This is a genomic window from Bacillus sp. 3G2 (assembly GCF_044324725.1).
In the GTDB taxonomy this organism is placed as follows: domain Bacteria; phylum Bacillota; class Bacilli; order Bacillales; family Bacillaceae_G; genus Bacillus_A; species Bacillus_A mobilis.
In genome coordinates this window covers 1,540,735-1,560,825 of sequence record NZ_CP172246.1, presented here as the reverse complement: position 1 = coordinate 1,560,825, position 20,091 = coordinate 1,540,735, and the positions used below count along the sequence as shown (strand labels likewise).

20 protein-coding genes, 1 other RNA gene and 1 riboswitch are annotated in these 20,091 nt (G+C 35.3%); of the genes, 4 read left to right on the top strand and 17 right to left on the bottom strand.

The genetic code is table 11. The features are described 5' to 3' along the window. Positions 1 to 2: 2 nt before the first annotated feature. The gene (locus tag ACHZK0_RS08025) at positions 3 to 3,662 is read right to left on the bottom strand and encodes a dynamin family protein (RefSeq protein WP_262740687.1); all 3,660 of its coding nucleotides are present in this window, start codon (positions 3,660 to 3,662) and stop codon (positions 3 to 5) included. 550 nt (positions 3,663 to 4,212) lie between these two features. On the opposite strand from ACHZK0_RS08025, the gene ACHZK0_RS08020 reads away from it, so the two are divergent. Next, positions 4,213 to 5,376 (top strand): DUF418 domain-containing protein, encoded by a 1,164-nt coding sequence (locus tag ACHZK0_RS08020; protein ID WP_270343463.1) that lies wholly within the window; start codon positions 4,213 to 4,215, stop codon positions 5,374 to 5,376. A 16-nt stretch (positions 5,377 to 5,392) separates the two neighbouring features. Here the strand turns inward: ACHZK0_RS08020 and pbuX are convergent, their stop codons facing one another. The 13 genes from pbuX to ACHZK0_RS07955 form a co-directional block, all read right to left on the bottom strand. After that, positions 5,393 to 6,715, bottom strand: coding sequence for a xanthine permease PbuX (pbuX, locus tag ACHZK0_RS08015; RefSeq protein WP_000809227.1), 1,323 nt, complete (start codon positions 6,713 to 6,715; stop codon positions 5,393 to 5,395). 3 nt (positions 6,716 to 6,718) lie between these two features. Continuing rightward, entirely contained in the window at positions 6,719 to 7,312 is a 594-nt protein-coding gene (locus ACHZK0_RS08010; protein WP_262740689.1) for a xanthine phosphoribosyltransferase, read from the bottom strand. Between the two features lie 107 nt (positions 7,313 to 7,419). Further along, positions 7,420 to 7,521, bottom strand: a riboswitch (purine riboswitch). Positions 7,522 to 7,637: 116 nt separating this feature from the next. After that, entirely contained in the window at positions 7,638 to 8,384 is a 747-nt protein-coding gene (locus tag ACHZK0_RS08005) for a type I methionyl aminopeptidase (protein ID WP_270606212.1), read from the bottom strand. A gap of 152 nt (positions 8,385 to 8,536) precedes the next feature. After that, positions 8,537 to 9,010, bottom strand: a complete 474-nt coding sequence (locus ACHZK0_RS08000; RefSeq protein ID WP_270606211.1) for a GNAT family N-acetyltransferase — start codon at positions 9,008 to 9,010, stop codon at positions 8,537 to 8,539. 46 nt (positions 9,011 to 9,056) lie between these two features. Continuing rightward, positions 9,057 to 10,574 carry a carboxypeptidase gene (gene ypwA, locus ACHZK0_RS07995; RefSeq protein WP_270606210.1) on the bottom strand — a complete coding sequence of 506 codons (1,518 nt, stop codon included), beginning with the start codon at positions 10,572 to 10,574 and terminating at the stop codon, positions 9,057 to 9,059. 100 nt (positions 10,575 to 10,674) lie between these two features. After that, the gene (locus tag ACHZK0_RS07990; protein ID WP_000493698.1) at positions 10,675 to 12,612 is read right to left on the bottom strand and encodes an ATP-dependent DNA helicase; all 1,938 of its coding nucleotides are present in this window, start codon (positions 12,610 to 12,612) and stop codon (positions 10,675 to 10,677) included. 138 nt (positions 12,613 to 12,750) lie between these two features. Continuing rightward, on the bottom strand, positions 12,751 to 12,933 hold the full coding sequence (locus ACHZK0_RS07985; protein ID WP_000376898.1) for a DUF3921 domain-containing protein: 183 nt from the start codon (positions 12,931 to 12,933) through the stop codon (positions 12,751 to 12,753). Between the two features lie 61 nt (positions 12,934 to 12,994). After that, complete coding sequence (locus ACHZK0_RS07980) at positions 12,995 to 14,134, bottom strand: THUMP domain-containing class I SAM-dependent RNA methyltransferase (protein WP_000521229.1); 1,140 nt, start codon at positions 14,132 to 14,134, stop codon at positions 12,995 to 12,997. A 180-nt stretch (positions 14,135 to 14,314) separates the two neighbouring features. Beyond that, positions 14,315 to 14,705: RNase P RNA component class B (gene rnpB, locus ACHZK0_RS07975), an RNA gene on the bottom strand. 87 nt (positions 14,706 to 14,792) lie between these two features. Continuing rightward, complete coding sequence (gene gpsB, locus ACHZK0_RS07970) at positions 14,793 to 15,131, bottom strand: cell division regulator GpsB (RefSeq protein WP_000622425.1); 339 nt, start codon at positions 15,129 to 15,131, stop codon at positions 14,793 to 14,795. A gap of 97 nt (positions 15,132 to 15,228) precedes the next feature. Further along, positions 15,229 to 15,783 carry a DUF1273 domain-containing protein gene (locus tag ACHZK0_RS07965; protein WP_097817814.1) on the bottom strand — a complete coding sequence of 185 codons (555 nt, stop codon included), beginning with the start codon at positions 15,781 to 15,783 and terminating at the stop codon, positions 15,229 to 15,231. Between the two features lie 56 nt (positions 15,784 to 15,839). After that, the gene (locus ACHZK0_RS07960; RefSeq protein ID WP_262740693.1) at positions 15,840 to 16,283 is read right to left on the bottom strand and encodes a spore coat protein; all 444 of its coding nucleotides are present in this window, start codon (positions 16,281 to 16,283) and stop codon (positions 15,840 to 15,842) included. A gap of 155 nt (positions 16,284 to 16,438) precedes the next feature. Continuing rightward, positions 16,439 to 16,942, bottom strand: coding sequence for a YppG family protein (locus ACHZK0_RS07955; protein WP_097864598.1), 504 nt, complete (start codon positions 16,940 to 16,942; stop codon positions 16,439 to 16,441). Between the two features lie 177 nt (positions 16,943 to 17,119). On the opposite strand from ACHZK0_RS07955, the gene ACHZK0_RS07950 reads away from it, so the two are divergent. Next, positions 17,120 to 17,311, top strand: a complete 192-nt coding sequence (locus ACHZK0_RS07950) for a YppF family protein (RefSeq protein ID WP_000242661.1) — start codon at positions 17,120 to 17,122, stop codon at positions 17,309 to 17,311. 25 nt (positions 17,312 to 17,336) lie between these two features. Here the strand turns inward: ACHZK0_RS07950 and ACHZK0_RS07945 are convergent, their stop codons facing one another. Both ACHZK0_RS07945 and ACHZK0_RS07940 read right to left on the bottom strand, forming a co-directional pair. Continuing rightward, positions 17,337 to 17,681, bottom strand: a complete 345-nt coding sequence (locus ACHZK0_RS07945; RefSeq protein WP_395761399.1) for a YppE family protein — start codon at positions 17,679 to 17,681, stop codon at positions 17,337 to 17,339. 15 nt (positions 17,682 to 17,696) lie between these two features. Beyond that, positions 17,697 to 17,939 carry a hypothetical protein gene (locus tag ACHZK0_RS07940; RefSeq protein ID WP_001252039.1) on the bottom strand — a complete coding sequence of 81 codons (243 nt, stop codon included), beginning with the start codon at positions 17,937 to 17,939 and terminating at the stop codon, positions 17,697 to 17,699. 85 nt (positions 17,940 to 18,024) lie between these two features. Here ACHZK0_RS07940 and ACHZK0_RS07935 point away from each other — a divergent pair, with 85 nt between their 5' ends. Beyond that, the gene (locus tag ACHZK0_RS07935; RefSeq protein ID WP_097817817.1) at positions 18,025 to 18,201 is read left to right on the top strand and encodes a phage portal protein; all 177 of its coding nucleotides are present in this window, start codon (positions 18,025 to 18,027) and stop codon (positions 18,199 to 18,201) included. A gap of 157 nt (positions 18,202 to 18,358) precedes the next feature. On the opposite strand, the gene ACHZK0_RS07930 is transcribed toward ACHZK0_RS07935, so the two are convergent. Next, positions 18,359 to 19,384, bottom strand: a complete 1,026-nt coding sequence (locus ACHZK0_RS07930; protein ID WP_395761398.1) for a DUF2515 domain-containing protein — start codon at positions 19,382 to 19,384, stop codon at positions 18,359 to 18,361. 103 nt (positions 19,385 to 19,487) lie between these two features. On the opposite strand from ACHZK0_RS07930, the gene recU reads away from it, so the two are divergent. Continuing rightward, a complete protein-coding gene (gene recU / locus ACHZK0_RS07925) occupies positions 19,488 to 20,090 on the top strand; it encodes a Holliday junction resolvase RecU (RefSeq protein WP_000155592.1) in 603 nt (200 codons plus the stop codon). The last annotated feature ends 1 nt before the right edge of the window (position 20,091 follow it).

The following is a 20,091-nucleotide window of genomic DNA, read 5'->3' as shown; positions in this document are numbered from 1 at the left end:
GACTAGATCACATAAATTTCTTTTTCAATCTCCACTAACTTCTTTCGCAATTGTTCTTTACTTTGTTCATATAGTGATACATCAATCGTTTCAGCCAATGCAAATAATATACTTTCATAGTAGTTCATCACATCTTGCTGCATCACTTTTTGGAATAAGTTCCATTTCATATCCCATTCTTGCTCATAATGATGAACAAATAAATCTTTTTCATCAGCTACATAGTTTGATACGAAAGGCTCTAATACAACTTTAGCCTCTTCTTGCATGAAAGCTTTATCATTTTTTTCAAAAAAGCTTTTTTCATTTTTAAAATGTGCCAATGCTTTTTTGAAATCTTTTATTTCAACTGAAGGGAACGGTTCTTTATGTGTAATATCTTTATATTCATAATCCACTGTTCCACTCATAGAAATTGATTCATTTTCTACTTTACAGTTCACCACAATTTCATTCTTTGCACGTTTCATCGCTTCATCTATCCATTTTTCAAGGCGTAATGATGTCGCACGCATTTCTTGTAATAAATCATGCTGAATAAATGCTACTAATTCCATAACGCACTGTTGCAACTGCACTTTCACATTTCCATCCGTTCGCAGCGATGCTGGATTAATAAATTCAGTAAACACATCGTTATAGCGTAGGAATAGACGCTGTTGCACGTAATACAGCAATTCTTTCACTTCATTTTGCATCGCCTGCTCTTCAGCAAGCACACTATATGATGAAATAATATGAAGTAGTTGATCACGCTCTGCTTCATATTTTTTCGTTTGCTTCTCTTTCTCTTCATTCCCCTGCTTTGCACCATTTATCATATTTACTAAAAGCTGATCTGCTCCTTGCAATGCACCATATAAAGCATGAACAGATACGAGCATTAAATCTCTCATCATAAAGGATGTAAATGATTCCTCGAACTTCGCAATCCCAGAGTTTTGTAATATACCGTACTTTTCTTTTTCAATATTCTTTCCTTGCTTCTCTTCAAGCGCACATAAACTTGAAATTGCGAATAAACGTGGATTTCTAATACCGTATTGCAGTAGCTGGTCTGCGATATACCCTTTTACCATTTCAAGTTCTTCTTCAGACTCTGCTAAATCGGCCGCATTAATTAAGAAGAACATTTTATCAAGAGCAAACGTATCCTTTACACGACCAAGCTGGATTAAGAATTCACGGTCGGCACGAGAGAACACATGATTATAATACGTTACAAATAAAATAGCATCCGCGTTTTTAATATACTGGAACGCAACGTCCGTATGGCGGGCGTTAATAGAATCCGCTCCAGGTGTGTCTACAAGCGCTACTCCTTGCCTTGTTAAAGCACAATCATAATACAGCTCCATGTACTCAACAAAACATGATTTTTCTTCATTCGCTACATAATCAGAAAACTCTTCTAATGTAACTTGTACTTGCTCTCCTAAATGAGCAGAAACCGTATCATACCCTTTTTGTACCGCTCGTAAAAAGCTAAATGTTGTTTTTTGCTTCCCAGTTGGTGAAGGATATTTCATAACTTTATCAATTTGTGCTAACGCTTCATCTAACGTAGTAATCTCATAATGAAACAGCTTATAAACAGCTTTCATATCTTCTAATAGAGCTTGCTTTGATTTAAATTGAACGATTACTGTTCCGTGTGGTTTTTCCTCTGTAACTGGCAAAATTTGATTGATCGTTGCCGTCGTCGGATTTGGTGACACAGGAAGTACCTTCTCACCAAGCAATGCATTGGCAAATGATGATTTCCCAGCACTAAAAGCTCCGAATAACGCTACTGTAAATTGTTTCGTTTCCACACGACGCCTTTTTTCTATTACCTCTTGCTGTACGTGTTTCAGCGCTGGCAATGGCTCTAATATCGTTTCAGCTTTCTTCACTTTCTCTAATATACGCTGAATATTTAAAGCTGCCGTTCCTTTTATCTCTTCCTCACGGGCCATTACGTTACTGTTTACGCTTTCCTGTTCTTGTAGTGTGAATTTCTCACTAACGATTTGTGTTTTACTTTGCAATATTTCCTCTATTTGCAATCCTTCTGGTGTAGCAATACGCTCGTGCCAAACATTTTGCAAATAACTTTCATATGTCTCCAAATTGTTACTGTATTGTAATTTCGTTTCTTTTGCCGTTTGCAACATCGTATATTTTTCTATCTCTTCTTCAATACGAGTAACTTCTTCCTTCACTTTTCGCTTTAAAACAACTGCACTTTTATCAAAAATTTGCTGTGCTTTTGTAAAATAACGTTTCTTCAGTTCATTCGCTACATCCGCTGTATAAAGAAGTAAGTAATCACCTGTGAAACCTGCTCCTTGTTTAATGACTTCAGCCAACATTTCTGGTCCGAAAGCTATTTCTAAAGCATATATGTCTTTCCCAATTTCCTCTGTAAACAATCCTTCTTCTTTTAAGAAGGTAACAATAAATTCTTTCACATGGAAATCAAGTTGCGTTTCAACAATCTTTTGTAAGGCAGAATAAAAAGCATCTAAACGTCTCTGTTTTTCTTGCTCCGTCTTTCCTTTCGCAAATAGCAAACCGACCTTAAACTTAGTTAATTTTGTTTCTAAATACGCATTTGCCAATTCTCTCATTTCAAATGGCATTAAATACGCGTTATCTAATATAGCTTGTAAGCCTTTTATAAATTCGTTTCTCACATGCGATTCTTTACTAGCTTCGCGATATTTAGTTTCCGTTAGCTCTTCTTTCTTTTCCACTATATCTAAAATGGAAAGCGGTGATGCTAACTCTTCCTCATATTTCAAAAGAGCTTTTTCATTTTCAGAAAGAATAAACGAGAAATGTTCCCCCATTAAATATTCTGTTTCTCGCTCCATTCCATCTCTTACATACTGCTCTTTTTCTTTCATAATAGAAGTAATTAATGTTTCTAAGCTTCCAATTTCATTATGTGCATGGTTCATCATTCGTAATGAAGTATAATACACTCCATCTACTTCAATATCCCAGTTAGAGAACGATTGTTTTACACTATCTTTATAATCCTCAAACGATAATTCATTTTCTTTATGTTTATCTATTTGATTTACAACGAGATAAACCGTTTTATTACGTTGTTTCAATTCTTTAACAAATTGTAAATTCACTTCCGATTGGACGTGATTATAATCCATCATATAAAAAATTACGTCTGCTAGATGCAGCGTTGATTCTGTCGCTAGTTGGTGGGCATCATCTGTTGAATCAATCCCTGGTGTATCAACTAACATAACACCCTCAGGAATTGGCGCATCATTCCGATAAATGTGAACACCAATTACCTCATCACCGTCTTTACAAATTTGTTTTAATTCTTCAGCTGAATATGCACCGTCATACTCGTACTGTTCTCCAGATTTAACCGTTACAACAACACGATCCATCCCTTTTTCAATTTTGACAACGTTGGCGCTTGTCGGAATTGGACTTGTCGGTAACAACTGTGCTTTATATAGATGATTCATCATCGTTGATTTCCCTGCAGAGAAGTGACCGCAGAACGCAATCATAAGCTGCTCTTGCTTATATTTTTGAATCACCTCAAACAACTTTAAACTATTCTCTGCATCGCCGTGTTTTTGCCACTCTTCATAAAAACAAACAAGTTTTTTCATACCGTTTGTCTGTACTATGTTTGTCATCCCCTTGTTCCCCTTTATCCAAGATGTATATACTTTTCCTCGCTATTGGCGAGCTCATAATCAACGGGACATACATCCTCTCATTGATTACAGTTTCACTTTACTATCATACTAAATTTTCAGCATATTCTCATTAAAAATAAAAAATCCCTTTCATTCTTTTTACAAATGAAAGGGATTTTATGTCATATCACTCATTTTGCTGTTCCTACTCCATTTAAAACATACTTTGCAATAACTGCATATACAGCGACTGTACCTGCTACTAATGCATATACCATACTCATGCACCAACCTTTTTTTGATAATGATTATCACTTTTAAATACATTTTATCATTAAAGAGAATCATTATCAACACTTTTCATAAAGAAAGCCCCTTATAAGAAGGAGCTTCACTGCCTGTTTTGAAGAAGGTTAAAACTTGTTGTGCACTCTTATTATATCTCATCTTACATAACTTAATAGTTAAAAAAAATGGAAATCTACCCTATACCCTCCATCTTACATTTTGTATAATAAAAGGGAATTACTTAACAAGGAGGAAAATAATGACACAAAATATTACACAAGGCGAGAGGATACACTCCATCGATATTATTAGAGGAATAGCTGTACTAGGTATTTTTCTTGTTAATTGGCCGGTTATTGCCGGAGTTGACTCACGTGATATTACAGGAATTTACGAAGGGATAGACAGCTACATCCGCCTATTTTACGATATGTTTATTCAAACAAAGTTTTATACTATCTTTTCGTTTTTATTTGGCCTAGGCTTTTACATTTTTATGACTCGTGCTGAAGCGAAAACCGATCGTCCAAAAACTTTATTTGTTCGTCGCTTACTTATTTTATTATTATTTGGTTTCTTACATTACGTTCTTTTATGGGACGGAGACATTTTACATAGTTATGCAATCGCTGGATTTTTCTTATTTTTATTTTATAAGAGCAAACCACGTACTATTTTAATATGGTCAATTGTACTATTAAGTTTCATGCAATTGTTCACATTATTAGGTTCTCTTCTCATGCTATTAGTGCCGATAGATGAACTAGGTCTTTCCACCGCAATTATGCCGTTAGAAAATTGGAGCTTACAAATTACAGACAGATTCCATTCTTTCTATTCTGAAGCAATAAGTAACAGCCTTATTATGCTCCCTGAAACACTAGGATTGTTTTTACTAGGATTATATGCTGGTAAAAAAGACATTTTCCGCCGTGCTAAAGAATTAGATCCAAAGCTTAGAAAATGGCAAATCATTATGTTCATTTTAACATTACCGATGTGGTTTATTATGATTTATTTCTTTATGAACAATCAACCATACACACCATTTTCACTTATGGGTATTACGATGATAAGTGGAAAAACATTATTCATATTCTACATTGTCACGCTTATGCGTTTATTACAAAAAGAAAAATGGCAAACATTATTACGTCCATTCCAATACGTTGGTCGAATGGCGTTAACAAATTACATCTCACATACAATTGTAACGTTACTTGTATTCGGACTATTGTTCAAAAATGATTATCTTGCTCCATTATGGGTAGGACCACTATTCTGCATCGGTTTCTATACGTTGCAAATCTTTATTAGCCGCTGGTGGCTGTCACGTTATCAATACGGGCCACTTGAGTACATTTGGCGTCTTGGTACTTACGGGAAAATGATGCCACTTAAAAAGAAAAGCAAGGTCTCATAACGAGACCTTGCTTTTTTTACGCTTCTCTTACTGCACTTTGCATCGACACTGGCTCTTCTTTTACTTTCACTTTACGCTGCGGCACCATATTAAATACGATATTTAAAAGTACTGCTGACGCACTTCCAAGTACAATTCCGTTATCTGTTAAAATACGAATACTTTCTGGAAGTTGCGAGAATAATGTAGGAACAACTGTAACTCCAAGTCCAATTCCGACAGAGCATGCAACGATTAATAAATTTTCTTGTCTTCCAAAATCAACACTACTTAACATTTTAATACCATATGCCATTACCATACCGAACATTGCTAACATCGCACCACCAAGTACTGATTTCGGGATAATAGTTGTAATAGCTGCGATTTTTGGAATGAAGCCAAGAACGATTAACATACCACCACAAGTATAAATAATAACGCGATTTCTTACTCCAGTTAATTGAACAAGTCCTACGTTTTGAGAGTATGTTGTATATGGGAACGCGTTGAAAATACCACCTAATACCATCGCTAATCCTTCTGCGCGATAGCCTTTTGTTAATTCTTTTTCACCGATCTTTTTATTGCAAATATCAGATAATGCAAAGTAAACACCTGTTGCTTCTACAATCCCTACGCAAGCAACTAAGATCATCGTAATAATTGGCGTCAATTCAAATGTTGGTGTACCGAAGTAAAATGGCTGAATACCATGGAACCAATCAGCCTCTCCAACCGCTTGCAAACTTACTTTCCCCATAAATGCTGCAACGATTGTGCCAAACAATAGACCTAGTAAAATAGAGATCGAACGGATAAATCCGTCAAAGAAACGATACATAATGATGATAAATAGTAACACACCAAATGCTAATGCTAAATTTTCAAGACTACCGAAATCCTTGCTTCCTACTCCTCCAGCCATATCATTAATTGCTGCTGGAACAAGTGTAACTCCAATTACGGTAACGACAGATCCTGTTACAACTGGTGGAAACAGTTTTACAAGCTTTCCAAATAATTTCGCAAAAATAACAACGAATAACCCGGCAGCAATAATTGCTCCATAAATAGAAGACACACCGTATTGTTTTCCGATTGCAATCATCGGCCCAACCGCTGTAAATGTACAACCAAGTACAACTGGAAGTCCAATACCGAAAAAGCGATTTGATAATGCTTGTAAAATTGTCGCTACGCCGCACATTAATAAATCAATTGAGACTAAATATGTTAACTCTTTTTGATTTAAACCAAGTCCACCGCCAACAATAAGCGGAACGATAATTGCGCCAGCATACATAGCAAGCATATGCTGCATACCAAGCGATGCGATTTTAAATGGATGTTGCTTCATCGCTTATTTCACCTCCGCAGTTTCATGCTGTACAAATGTAACTGCGTTGTTATCAAGTGATGCAATTTCTGCTAGTGACTCAACACGAACTCCTTGTTCACGCAGCTTCTTTCCTCCATCTTGAAATGCTTTTTCAATAACAATACCAATACCTGCAATACTTGCTCCTGCTTGCTCTACTAAACTCATTAAACCTAAAGCAGCCTGACCATTTGCTAAAAAATCATCGATAATTAAAACACGATCAGTTTCATCGATATGATTTCGAGATAATGAAATTTCATTCGTTTCTTGTTTCGTAAATGAGTATACGTTTGCAACGTACATATTATCTTGTAACGTTAACGATTTACGTTTTCTTGCAAAGATTACTTTTACACCAAGCTCTAATGCAGCCATAACTGCTGGTGCAATGCCTGAAGATTCAATCGTCACGATTTTTGTAATATTCTCTTCTTTAAAACGTTTAGCAAATTCTTTTCCGATCTCTTGCATAAGTACTGGGTCAATTTGATGATTTAAAAATGCATCTACCTTTAATACGTCACCAGATAAAACCTTTCCTTCGTTCAAAATCTTTTCTTGTAATACTTTCATGTTTGTTCCCCCTCTTATGCAATAAAAAACTCCAAAAGCCGCCACCACTCGTTACAAGTGAGAGACGCGCTTTTGGAGTTTCGCAAAAAAAGAATGCTAAACAAGCAAATATATTCGTCCTCACTCATAGTCAAAGTATTTACGGTACTTCGGTAGAAACTTGCAGGCCATATCCCCGCGATTATATGAGTGTAGCTAACTATTTATTTTATAGAAGGATTATAACGCACTTTTTAATTTTTGGAAAGCATTTATTAAAAAAACACGTACAAATTTTATAAAAACAATATTTTCGTTCGAGTTTTGCAAACTCTTACATTTCTTATTAAAGCTTCGTTAAAATGATTGGACCATCTTTCGTAATCGCAATTGTATGCTCATATTGAGCTGATAATTTACTATCCATCGTTCTTGCAGTCCATCCATTTAAATCTACTTTAGAATAGCGCATACCTACATTTACAATGGGCTCAATTGTAATTACCATTCCTTCTTGTAGCTCAGGTCCTTGTCCTTGTTTACCAAAATGAAAAATTGCTGGTTCTTCATGAATCTCTTTACCGATCCCGTGTCCTGTAAAGTCTCTTGCAACAGAAAAGCCTTCATTTGCTACATAACTTTCAATTGCATAGCCAATGTCCCCTACATGATTACCGATTACTGCCTGGTCAATCCCTTTATACAAAGCATTCTCAGCTACTACTAATAACCTTTCCGCTTCATCAGAAACTTTTCCAACTCTATACGTCCAAGCAGAATCTGAAAGACCACCATTTAAGTTTACTACCATATCAATTGTTACAATATCGCCCTCAATTAAAGGACTATCGGCCGGAAACCCATGACACATTTCATCGTTTACAGCTGCACATATCGCATATGGATACCCGTTGTAACCTTTCTGCTGAGATGTTGCACCATGCTTTTCTAAATATGCTTCAACAAACATATCAATTTCTTTGGTCGTAATACCTGGTTTCATCATTTTCGCAATTTCCCTATGACATGAAGCTAGTAATTTCCCAGATTCGTGCATCAAATCTATTTCATTTTTCGTTTTAATTGTAACCACGCTACCTCTCCTTGCTAAACTACTATTTGCTACTAAAGTTCAATCATACACATCCTCTGTCAAAATTTCAAAACTCCCAATTACAACACGTACAAAAATATGTATCATATATTTTTAAAGTAAAATAAAAAACTGAAAATCCCCTCTGTTTTTTAGTTATTTTTACATATATAACTCATTCTCAAAAACTCAAAACAACTTCCATTCGTCTTCTGGACAAACGTACCAACCGCTTTAAATCCTGCTCTTTTATACACTGTAATCGCTCTCTCATTAAATGTCGCTACTGATAACGTTATATAATTACAACTATATTGTTCTTTACTAAAAGCTAGTCCAGCGTTTATGAACTGTAATCCTAATCCATTTCCAGTTATATCAGGTTTCATTCCAAGACCTATATCAACCGCTCCATCATTTATTTTACAAACAGTAAAAAAACCAATTAAAGCGCCATTTTCCTTCACAGAAAATGTATGATCTCCTCTACTGTCTTCCGCTAAAAACTCAGCTAAATCTCCTTCATCTGCCTCTATATCGTAAAAAGAATATTTCCCTTCATAATGCCAATTATATGCAATTTCTTCTGCTTCTTCTTGCGTCATTACTGTAAATGTATAAATCATTCTTCTATCCCCTTTTAAAAAAGAGCTGCAATTAAGCAGCTCTTTTTTATAACTCATAAATTTCTTTATACTTCGCTTCTAAATAATCCGCTAAGTAGTTTGCATTTAACCCTTCACCTGTCACATCTTTTAAAATTTCAAGTGGCTTTTTCGTTTTTCCGTATTGGTGAATATTTTCTGTTAACCATTCACGAATTGGCGTTACGTTTCCTTCTTCTAATAATGCATCAAAGTTCGGAATGTCTTTTAACATTCTTTGCTTAAATTGCGCTGCATACATATAACCAAGCGCATAAGATGGGAAGTATCCAAATGAACCACCAGCCCAGTGAACATCTTGCAATACACCTTGTGCATTGTTTTCCGGACGAATTCCTAAATATGCTTCCATCTTATCATTCCAAGCCGCTGGCAAATCTTTCACTTGTAATGTACCATCAAATAATTCTTTCTCAAGTTCATAACGAACCATAACGTGAAGCGGATACGTAAGCTCATCTGCTTCTATACGAATGAATGATGGCTTCGATTCGTTAATTGCATCATAAAACTCGTCTACTGATATATCATTGAATTGGCCATCGCTATACTCTTTTAATAAATCATAATTTTTCTTCCAGAATGATTTATTACGACCGATAAAGTTCTCAAAGAATAATGATTGTGACTCATGAATACCCATAGATGTTCCACTACATAGCGGTGTACCTTCAAATTTCTCTGCAATATTCTGCTCATATACAGCATGACCACATTCATGAATTGTTCCAAACACAGCCATACGGAAGTCTTTTTCGTCATAGCGTGTCGTAATACGAACATCCCCTCTATTTAATGTAATCTCGAATGGATGTACCGTTTCATCAAGACGACCTGCTTCAAAGTCATAATTTAATTGCTTTAATAGCTCTAATGTAAAGTTTTTTTGTTTTTCTTTTGAAAAATGTTCTGATAAAGCACTTGTCTTTAGTCTCTTTTGTGACTCCGATATTTCTTTTACGAGCGGAACGATACGCTCACGAAGCTGACCAAATACATGATCTAACACTTCTACTGTAATACCTGGCTCATACATATCTAATAATGTATTATATTTATATGTTTCGTAACCCCAATATGTAATGAATTTCTTTTTATATTCAACTATTTGTTCTAAATACGGACGGAACATTTCGAAATCAGATTTTTCGCGAGCCTCTTCCCACACACTTTCCGCTTTTGCTTCTAATTTCACATACGCTTCATATTCTGCTTGTGGAATTTTTTTATTTCTATCATATTCTTTACGACATTCTTCAACCATTTTCTTCGTCGTTTCAGAAAGTTTATCTTCACGTATTAAAGCTTCAAGTTCTGTTAAATAGTTCCCCATCTCATCTGAAGTCGACATTACAAATACTTCTGATGAAAGCATACCAATTACTTCTGAACGCTGGTCTACACCTTTTTTAGGCGCACCTGTTCTTAAATCCCAAAACATTAAGCTTAATGCTTCTCCATAATTTTGTATCTTCTTCACATATGTTAAAAATTGTTTTTCTACTTCATATGTAGCTACTGTCATCGTATAAAACCTCCCTTTTCTACCTCAAACTTAATTCGACATGGAAATCTAAATTCCTTTTATAATAGAAAAAAAGCTTGGCAAGCGCCAAGCTTTCTCCTTATAATTCTTTACCTTCTACTGGTAGTACGTTTTTCACCGCTTCTATCACTTTCTCATCTTCTGTATCAGATAAGAAGATTGATATAGCACCTTTATCGTCGCTCGTACGAATTAAACGTCCAATCCCTTGACGAAGACGTAAAATCATATATGGTACATCTACATCCCAGAATGGATCATTTACATGTTTACGCTTCGCTTCAAACACAGGATCGTTTGGAGGGAATGGTAATGACCAAATGATAACATGTGATAATGATGAACCAGGAATATCTAAACCTTCCCATAAATGAACGGCACAAAGTACAGTCTCTTCTTCATTTTGGAAACGAGAAACGAGCTGACTAATTTCTTGATCCCCTTCATATAGGAACGGAACGGACATTTGTTCTTTACTTACATATTCTTTAAACGCTGCAAGTTCTTGTGTTGTACGGAATAATACAAGTGTACGTCCATTTGTTTTCTGTATATTTTCAAGTGTATATTGACACTTTCTTTCCCATTCATTTTCTTTCGTATGGGATAGTAAGTTTACTGCCATTTGCTCCTCATAATCAAACGGTGAAGCAACCGAGAATGACAAGTAATCTTTTACTCCTAAGCTATTTGCTGTAAATGCGAATGAATCGTTATTAGATAATGTAGCAGAAGAGAAAATATACGGGATTTTCTTCGAGAATACTTTCTCTTGTAATACTTCTTCAACTGCACGTGGCATAATCACTAACGTGAAGGCTCCATCACCTTCTTCACCCCATGTAATTACATTTTTCTCGTGCATGAACAGACGAAGTGAATGTTCTAATACATCTAAATGTTCATCAACGATATTTAAGTCATACGTGTTTACTGTATGCATTTCACTTTCAAATACTAATGCATCACCGACTTCACCAATTTTCGCATAAAGTCGCTTCGCTTCAGCAGTTACTTTTTCTGTCACAGTAATTTCTAAACGATCAGAACCGGCAATTTCTTTTTTATTTTCTTGTAACACATCAAAGAATCGCTCTGTTTGCCAAATTGTTTCTTCTACTAAATGCGCAAACTCTTCACGAATATCGTTTTGCAACAATCTTGTTAAAAGTTGCTCCATCATCGTTTGCTTTAAACGATACGTTAAAGCTTTTTGAGCTGCATATTCTACAAGATGTCCTTCATCGAATACAACGCAGCTACTTTCTGGTAATAACGGAATTTGCCCTTCACGTTTACGTGCATCATACGTCCAAATATGATCCATATAGAAATCTTGAGAACAAATAATTAAATCTGCTGCTTTACGATAATGTTCACGAGAAAGAGTTTGACCACAACGATGACGAGAATCACAAGTGAAACAATCTTGGAAGTAATCCCAATTTACTTTTGACCATTCCTCATCATTTAAAAGAGGAAATTCTTTTCTGTCACCGTAGTGAGTAAAGTTTTGCATCGTACCATGATCAAATACAAACTGCGGTAATTCGTAGTATACATCTTCAATTACTTCTGGAGCTCGTCCACTCATAACATCTTCAAGTTTACGTAAGCATAAATAATTATCCATTGATTTCGCAAGTCTAACATCAACAGATAGTCCTAATGCTTCAGATAACTTAGCAATGTCCCCTTCTTCTTTCACAAGCTGCTCAATTAACGTTTCATCAGCACAAGCGATAATAGCTGGTTTTCCAGTATAACGCGCATAGCAAATTGCATATAGAAGATATACAATTGTTTTCCCTGTTCCTACACCCGCTTCTGCGAACATTACTTTCTTTTCTTGGAAAGCACGTTCTAATTGAAACGCCATAAAAATTTGTTCATCACGCTCTTCAAAACCTTTTTCCGGAAGGATGTCGTAAAACACATCTCCAATCCACTCATTCAACTTATCATAAAAATTATCTTGTTTCCCTACTTCAAATGGTAATCTCTTCTCAGTAAACATCCTTAGCCTCCAACCAAAAAGTTTTTCTATAAAAAGATATAGCAACTGCTACTCATATGTGTGCAGCCACTTTCCCCTGTTGCCATACATAGAAATACACGAAAAAAAATTTTCCTTTCGAAAAAGGAAAATTTTCTTCTATATTAATGACTTTAAATACCGTTTATCAATCGCTGTTTCATGCGAAAGAGCTGACAAATATTCTTCTTGTGCTTTTTGTATTTCATCTACAATCACACCTTGACTATCCACTTCTTTTCCGAGCTCGTCATACGTACGGTGAATAGCTTTTTGAATCATTGATAATTGGAAACTATCCATACCACTTCCTCCTTTACGCACTACATAATAGCCAGTATATGCGCGCTGAAGGAGTTTTATACTATGAGTTACGCGGTGGGCGTTTTCCGAAGTATTGGTAGTAATCTGTACGGATAAATCCATTAAACAGTTTACGTTTCTTCGATGCATCTTTTCCGTAACATTTTTCAAATGCTTCGTAGCTTGTTAATACATACGCTGACCATGTGTCTAATGGGCGGAATACTTGTCCCATTTCTTTGTACAATTGTTCAACGAGTGCTTTTTCACTTAAACGTTCTCCGTATGGAGGATTCGTTACAACATAGCCATAATCCTCTTTTGTCGTGAAATCTTTTACTTGCATTTGTTTAAATGTGATTAAATCACCTAAACCTACTTCTTCAGCATTATCTTGAGCAACTCGGATCATACGATGATCGATATCTGATCCAATGATTTGAAGTGGTTGATTGTAATTCGCTAAATCTTCAGCTTCTTGACGAGCTTCACGCCAGTTTTGTTTACCAACCCAGCCCCACTCATCTGATGCGAAACCACGGTTAAATCCTGGTGCGATATTTTGTCCAATTAATGCTGCTTCAATCGGAATTGTACCTGATCCACAGAAAGGATCCACGAAAGGACGATCTGGCTTCCAGTTTGTTAACTTAATTAAAGACGCAGCCAATGTTTCTTTTAATGGCGCTTCCCCTTGATCCATACGATATCCACGTTTATGAAGTCCAACACCACTTGCATCAATTGTTAACGTTGCAATATCCTTGAGCATTGCGATCTCAATACGGAATAACGGACCATCTTCTTCAAACCAAGTTGTACGTTTATATGTTGTTTTTAATTTTTCAACGACAGCTTTTTTAACGATACGTTGGCAATCCGAAACACTGAACAACTCAGATTTTAATGATTTACCAATTACTGGGAACTCTCCATTCTCTGGAATATAATCTCCCCAGTTTAATGCTTTCGTTTTTTCAAACAGCTCATCAAATGTTGTCGCTTTGAATTCGCCAACTTTAATTTTCACACGGTCCGCAGTACGTAACCATAAGTTCGTGCGACAAATCGCCTTTTCATCTGCTTCAAATGTTACTTTGCTGTTTTCCACTTGGCATTCATAACCAAGATCACGAACTTCTCGGGCAACTAATGCTTCAATACCCATTGCCGCTGTTGCGATTAAAGTAACTTTTCCCATTTGCATTCACCTCTTATGTATAGTCAAACAATAATTAATAGCAATTTGTCCTATTAATCATTACATTTTACGAAAATTTTTCTCATTAACCATTTTAACTCATAATTTATAACTTCATACAAATAAAAAGCCCTCCTCTAACAAAGGAGAGCTGAGTTATTTCATAGTTGGTTCATAACGTTCTGTAAGCCATGTTCTGTTCCTTTGTACTGCAAACGGCCCACGCCTCGTACTCCGGTGGCAATCATCTATCTACAGGTTATACAACCTGTCCTTTCCCATCGTTCATTTCCTTGGAAAAGATTCCCCTACCATTATTTGGGTTTCTCGCTCGTGGGGTTTACCTCGTTCCACTCCTATCATTTCTTCAAGGACTTCGTCACTGTGGCACTTTAAAGGTAGTCAAACCATATCCGAAAGGACTTAGGTTTTTTCCCTGCCGTTAAACCAGCCTTACAGCCAGAATACCCTAGCTTATGAATTGGCTAGGCACGAACACTACAGCCATCTCAGGCCGTGCGAGCATGGACTTTCCTCTACAACGTTGGCGTTGCAGCGATTACCCAAACGTTATGACATCCATTAGTATAGTGGAAACAAAAAGATTTTGCAATGTTTTTTTCTATGTAAAATGCTTTAACCTTTTTACCACTAGAAATTATTCGTATAACTTACTTCCAAATACAGCTTTTTCTAAATTAGATAGACGTTTCAAAATGTCCGTATTCGTGTTGTTATAAACAGGTTGTGCAACTGGTGTTTGTACAACTGGTTGTTGTGGCACTTGCGTTGCTACTAGTTTTTGTTCCTCTAATTCGCGCTTTAAACGAGCATTTTGTTGCTTTAATTGGTCAAACTCCTTGTGGAAAGCTTCATAGTCTTTAATGATCATATCAAGAAACTTGTCTACTTCTTCTTGTTGATAACCTCTCATGCCTGTTTTAAATTCTTTTTCTAAAATATCTTTCGCCGTTAATTTAATTTTATCCGAAATCATTTTCTTCACCTCAAATTTTTGCCAAAACTTTCATTACCTAAATTTTTTCAGAAACAATGCCTTTTGTCAATCATATATACGAGTACTATATTACATATTACTCAGCATTATTCCACTGTTCCTCTTCTATTATATCTTGTAAATCGGAAAAAAGAATAAAATAACTGTGATAATTTTCTATTTCTCCTTTTTTCTTTGCTGCCTCTACAATATATTTAGGACTTCCTGGTTTTTCTTCATCATATACAGCTAAAAGTGCATCACTTTTTTCAATAAAAAATTGATTTTTTAATTTAAATTGCTCTGGGCTTTCGTACTTCCGTTTCGTAATACTATCAATATGGTCTGCTTGAGAGAGAATATATTCGTAATATTCACGGTTATCTTCCTTCCAGCCTTCTTCCTGTTCTAAAAACGGAGTAAATACCGCTAATTTTAAATCTGGATATTCTACTTGAATGTCAAAAACAACTTCAGCAGCCCATAATTCGACCCCTAACTGCCCACTTATTATCACCCATTCCAAACCTTCTTCTACAAAAGTAGTTAATTTTCGGTGCAATGCTTTTTTTATACATTCCACCCCTGGATGATCATTTTTAAATATACCAAGTTCAAATGGCTTATATCCCGTTACAGCAATAACTTTCATATCAACACTCCAATTACAAAAAAAGAACTAGCATTTCGCTAGTTCTAACATATCATTTACTTTTTAAATATTCCACCAACGTTTGGTCCAATATTCGGACCTACTGGTGATACATTGTTTGGTAAAAATGGTGATACATTTGGCCCTACCGGTGATACATTATTCGGTAAGAATGGTGATACATTTGGTCCTGGACCAAATGGAGATATTTGATGTCCAAAATGTCCATGGTGCCCATGACCACATGGTCCACATCCGCCGCCAAATCCTGGATCAACTGGGTCTACAACATTTACATTCGAATTTGTTTGTGGGAAGAAGTTTTGGTTTTTAATTTGTTGATGGTGTACATGTGTTGTATGCGTCGGGAAAATGTGTGGCACCACCGTTGTTGAAAAAGAATGTGTTACACACTGTTTCGTCGGATGAATGACAGGAGCAGTTGTACAAATAGGTCCTACAGGCTTATGCCCTCCAAAACAAGGATGACAATGATGCATAGTTTTTCTCTCCTCTCTCGTTAAAAAAAATCTGATTACACTTTACAATATGAGAAAAGAGGGAAAGCCGTTTGTTATATATACCCATTTATTACAAGGAAATTTGTCTAGTCCCCACTTCCTATATAATGTTTTTTATAGACAATCCTTCAAAATTACTTACCAAAAAAACCTCCAACTTGTTTTACAATACCTGTCACTTGATTCATCGCATTCATCATTTGTCCAGCTGTATTCATCATTTTATTTACATCATAGTTACCATCTGATGTTTTAAATTGGGAAACAAAACTAGAAAACTGACTCGGTTGCTGTTGTTGTTTTTGTTTATTCTGCGTCGGGTACGGCTGTTTTGGTGGATAAAACATCGCTTGCTGATTTCCATAGGGAGATGGCGGTGGCATATAGTATTGCGAATTCATATAAGGTTGCTGCTGTTGATCCATATAGGGCTGCTGTTGTGGATTCATATAGGGTTGCTGCTGTTGTTGCGGTTGGTTCATAAACGACACTTCAAATGGCTGGTAATAATTTTGATTTCCATAATGAGGCTCGAAAGGATACATATTATACCGTAAATATGTATCCGTATTATATTGGTACATATTTTGCTGTGCATATGGATTAGATTGCTGATATACGTTAGATTGTTGAAACATGCATTCTCTCCTCCTTCACATAAGTTTCTACATATATAATATGTACTTGTAAAATAATTTGTGTGACGGAGTATCTGTCTATTTTTGTCGGAAGTTTAAATTTTTAAAAAATTAAAAAAGAAAACCCTTCCATGCTATGATAATAAAGAAGAAGATTCTCATGGGGGAGGAATCAACATGGTATTAGGGGATTTAAAACAAGCGTTTTCTCAAAAAAAGGGGTATTACACAGAGAATGTAAATGAATTGTTAGACTTTGCGAGACATTGGTATCTCGAAGGAAAAATATGCATTTCAGATTACCGAACATTAATAAAAGAATTAGAAATAAACGGTGCAACAAAACCTACAACTATGACAGAAGCATAAAAAAACAAGAGGGATTCCCCTCTTGTTACTTACATTGCTCAATTATATTTTGCAAAGTATACGAAATGGCTTGATGTGTTTCAAAGAATCGCTTACCTTTACCTTTATTTACAAAACATTGCAATACATTTGTCTGTAAATTATCGTACACTTGATCAATTTGCTGTACATGTATATACTTCGGTTTTTCTTCCTTAATCCATTTATAAGCTAATTCTTTCCACACTTTTAATTCCTCATCTACCATATCTACAAATGGTTTCATATCCTTATAAAAATCGTATTCAATCATTTCTCTTTTTTTCACATTCGCTTCATTATTATACTCCATGAGTTTTTCTGAAGATTGTATTAATACTTCATACTTCATTTTATTCCCACCTTATTATGCACTCACTACGACGTTTTGAAATGCCTTCACCCAATTCCCTTTTTCTTCGTGATGCACTAATTTATTTTCCATATGTTCAATATGCATTTCTGTTATTTCTATCTTATTGCATATTTTTTCACTCTTATCCTTCAATGCATGATTCATTCTAATCCCTATATTCATTTCCAGCAAATCGAGAGAACTTAACATTTGATCCATTGTTTTCATTACATCTTCCTTCTGAACCATCGCCATATACAAAACGCCCCCTTCTTTGCTTTTCCTTTGTCATGTAATTTCGCCGAATGATTCCTCACTCCTGCTCACATGACAAAACTAGTTGTTATTCGTCAAAGAAATCATTTTGTATGTCATTGATAGAAATGGTAACAATACAAAAAGGAGGTGTATGAAAATGGCAAAGAACAAAAACGAAAAAAAGAAAAAACAAAACAAACAAAATAAACCCGAGACTGGCAATCCAAAGTTAGATGGTCCAAACTTCCCTGCTACATAAAGTGAAACTTTAGCACTTTTACAAAAAGCTAATTTCTGAAGCATCCTTAATCTCTTATGTTCATTACGTTTTGAGATTAAATTTTTCGCACACATGGCAGGATTACTTCACATTAAGAAGTCCCGTCTTCATAAATGAAGACGGGACTTCTTTTCTATTATATCACGAACTCACCCATCCTTTTAACAAAACGATTTACAATGGAAGCAACATAGATTTGCTCCCTCTTTCTTTTATACCATTCTGTTATATCAACTTCCCCCTTATACTCTTCCAGTAAAAACAACTCATTTATTTCCGTATCTCTACAAAACCAATCTCCCATGCTTATTTCCTTATGTGCAACAACAGGATAAACCTCTCTAAGGGCTGGCGTACAAGATTTTCTAACTTCTCTTACAAAACATTCATAGTCTGCTCTTGATCCTGTGTGTATAGTTTGCAATGCAAACCTATGGAATAAACTTTTATAATTCGGATGAAACAGTAAATCCGCTAATTTCTTCCCTAGTTCTATACGCTTTTGTAACGTTTCAAATTGATATACTGAAAACCCATACATCCCCCCTTCAACGGTTGGAAAAATAACAGCACTCATATGAAGCATTTCTTGCAATTTAAAAAATGCAGTATGAAATACATGTTTTTTAAAATAGGTATTCTCAATAACTGGTTTTTGAATTTTATTTTGCTCATTTATAATAAGCGCTGTCATGAGCCTACTTCTATCTTTTTTCTCCCAAAAATAAATCCATTCTTTTTCCATAAAAATTGATACGTTGAAATATTGTAACAAGTGGAATAGCGGTACTTGTCTCCTCTTACTTTCTTCGTATAACAATAGCTGAGGGAATGCATCTAAAAAAATAATCCAATTCGCTTCTTCATAAGTCAGAAACAAATGTTTTTTTACTGTTTGAGGTAAAACAGTAGCATAATACCTCCCTTTTAAATCAGTCATATTCCATCCCGCATTTCTTGAGACCATACTTGCTAAAAAAGCCCACCTAATTTCATCATTTCTTACATAATATTCTTGATAGGACTGTGTTCGAGAAATGTTGTCCATATTAGCTATTTCTATTTCCCTCTTAATGTTGTAAACGATTGCTTTCTCTTCTTCTGAACAAACCATATTTTTACGATATTGTTCAATTTTTTCATAATCATTCCATGTAAACATGAGCTAGTCATCATACCTTTCTTCAAAAAGGTCACATCTTTTTTCATTTTTTGTTATAATCACCTTTGTAAGTAATTCTTAACAAGTTGGGAGTGGACACACTATGACCATTCGTTACCCAAATGGAAAACGGTACAATCAAGCTTCACAACCTCATAAAACACCAATTAAAAAACATACTTATAGTAATAGAGGTATGTCCCTTGAAGAGGAATTAAATGAAACAAATGAATATTACTTAACCCATAATATTGCATGTGTACATAAAAAACCTACACCTCTTCAAATTGTAAAAGTAGATTACCCCGCTCGAAGTGCTGCAGTGGTAAAAGAAGCGTATTTTAAACAACCTTCTACAACAGATTACAACGGTGTATATAAAGGGAAATACATCGATTTTGAAGCGAAAGAAACAAAAAATAAAACCAGCTTTCCACTTCAAAACTTCCACCTTCATCAAATTGAACATATGAAGCAAGTAATCGCTCATAATGGGATTGCATTTGTTATTATTAAATTTACACTTTTTGATGAACTTTATTTATTAGATGCAAAACATATTATTGCATTTTGGAATCGTCAAAATACTGGTGGACGAAAATCGATTACGAAAGAAGAAATAGAAGAGCATGGATCTTTATTATCATGCGGTTATCACCCTCGGATTGATTATATCCGTGTACTAGACACGGTTTATTTTTCGTGAT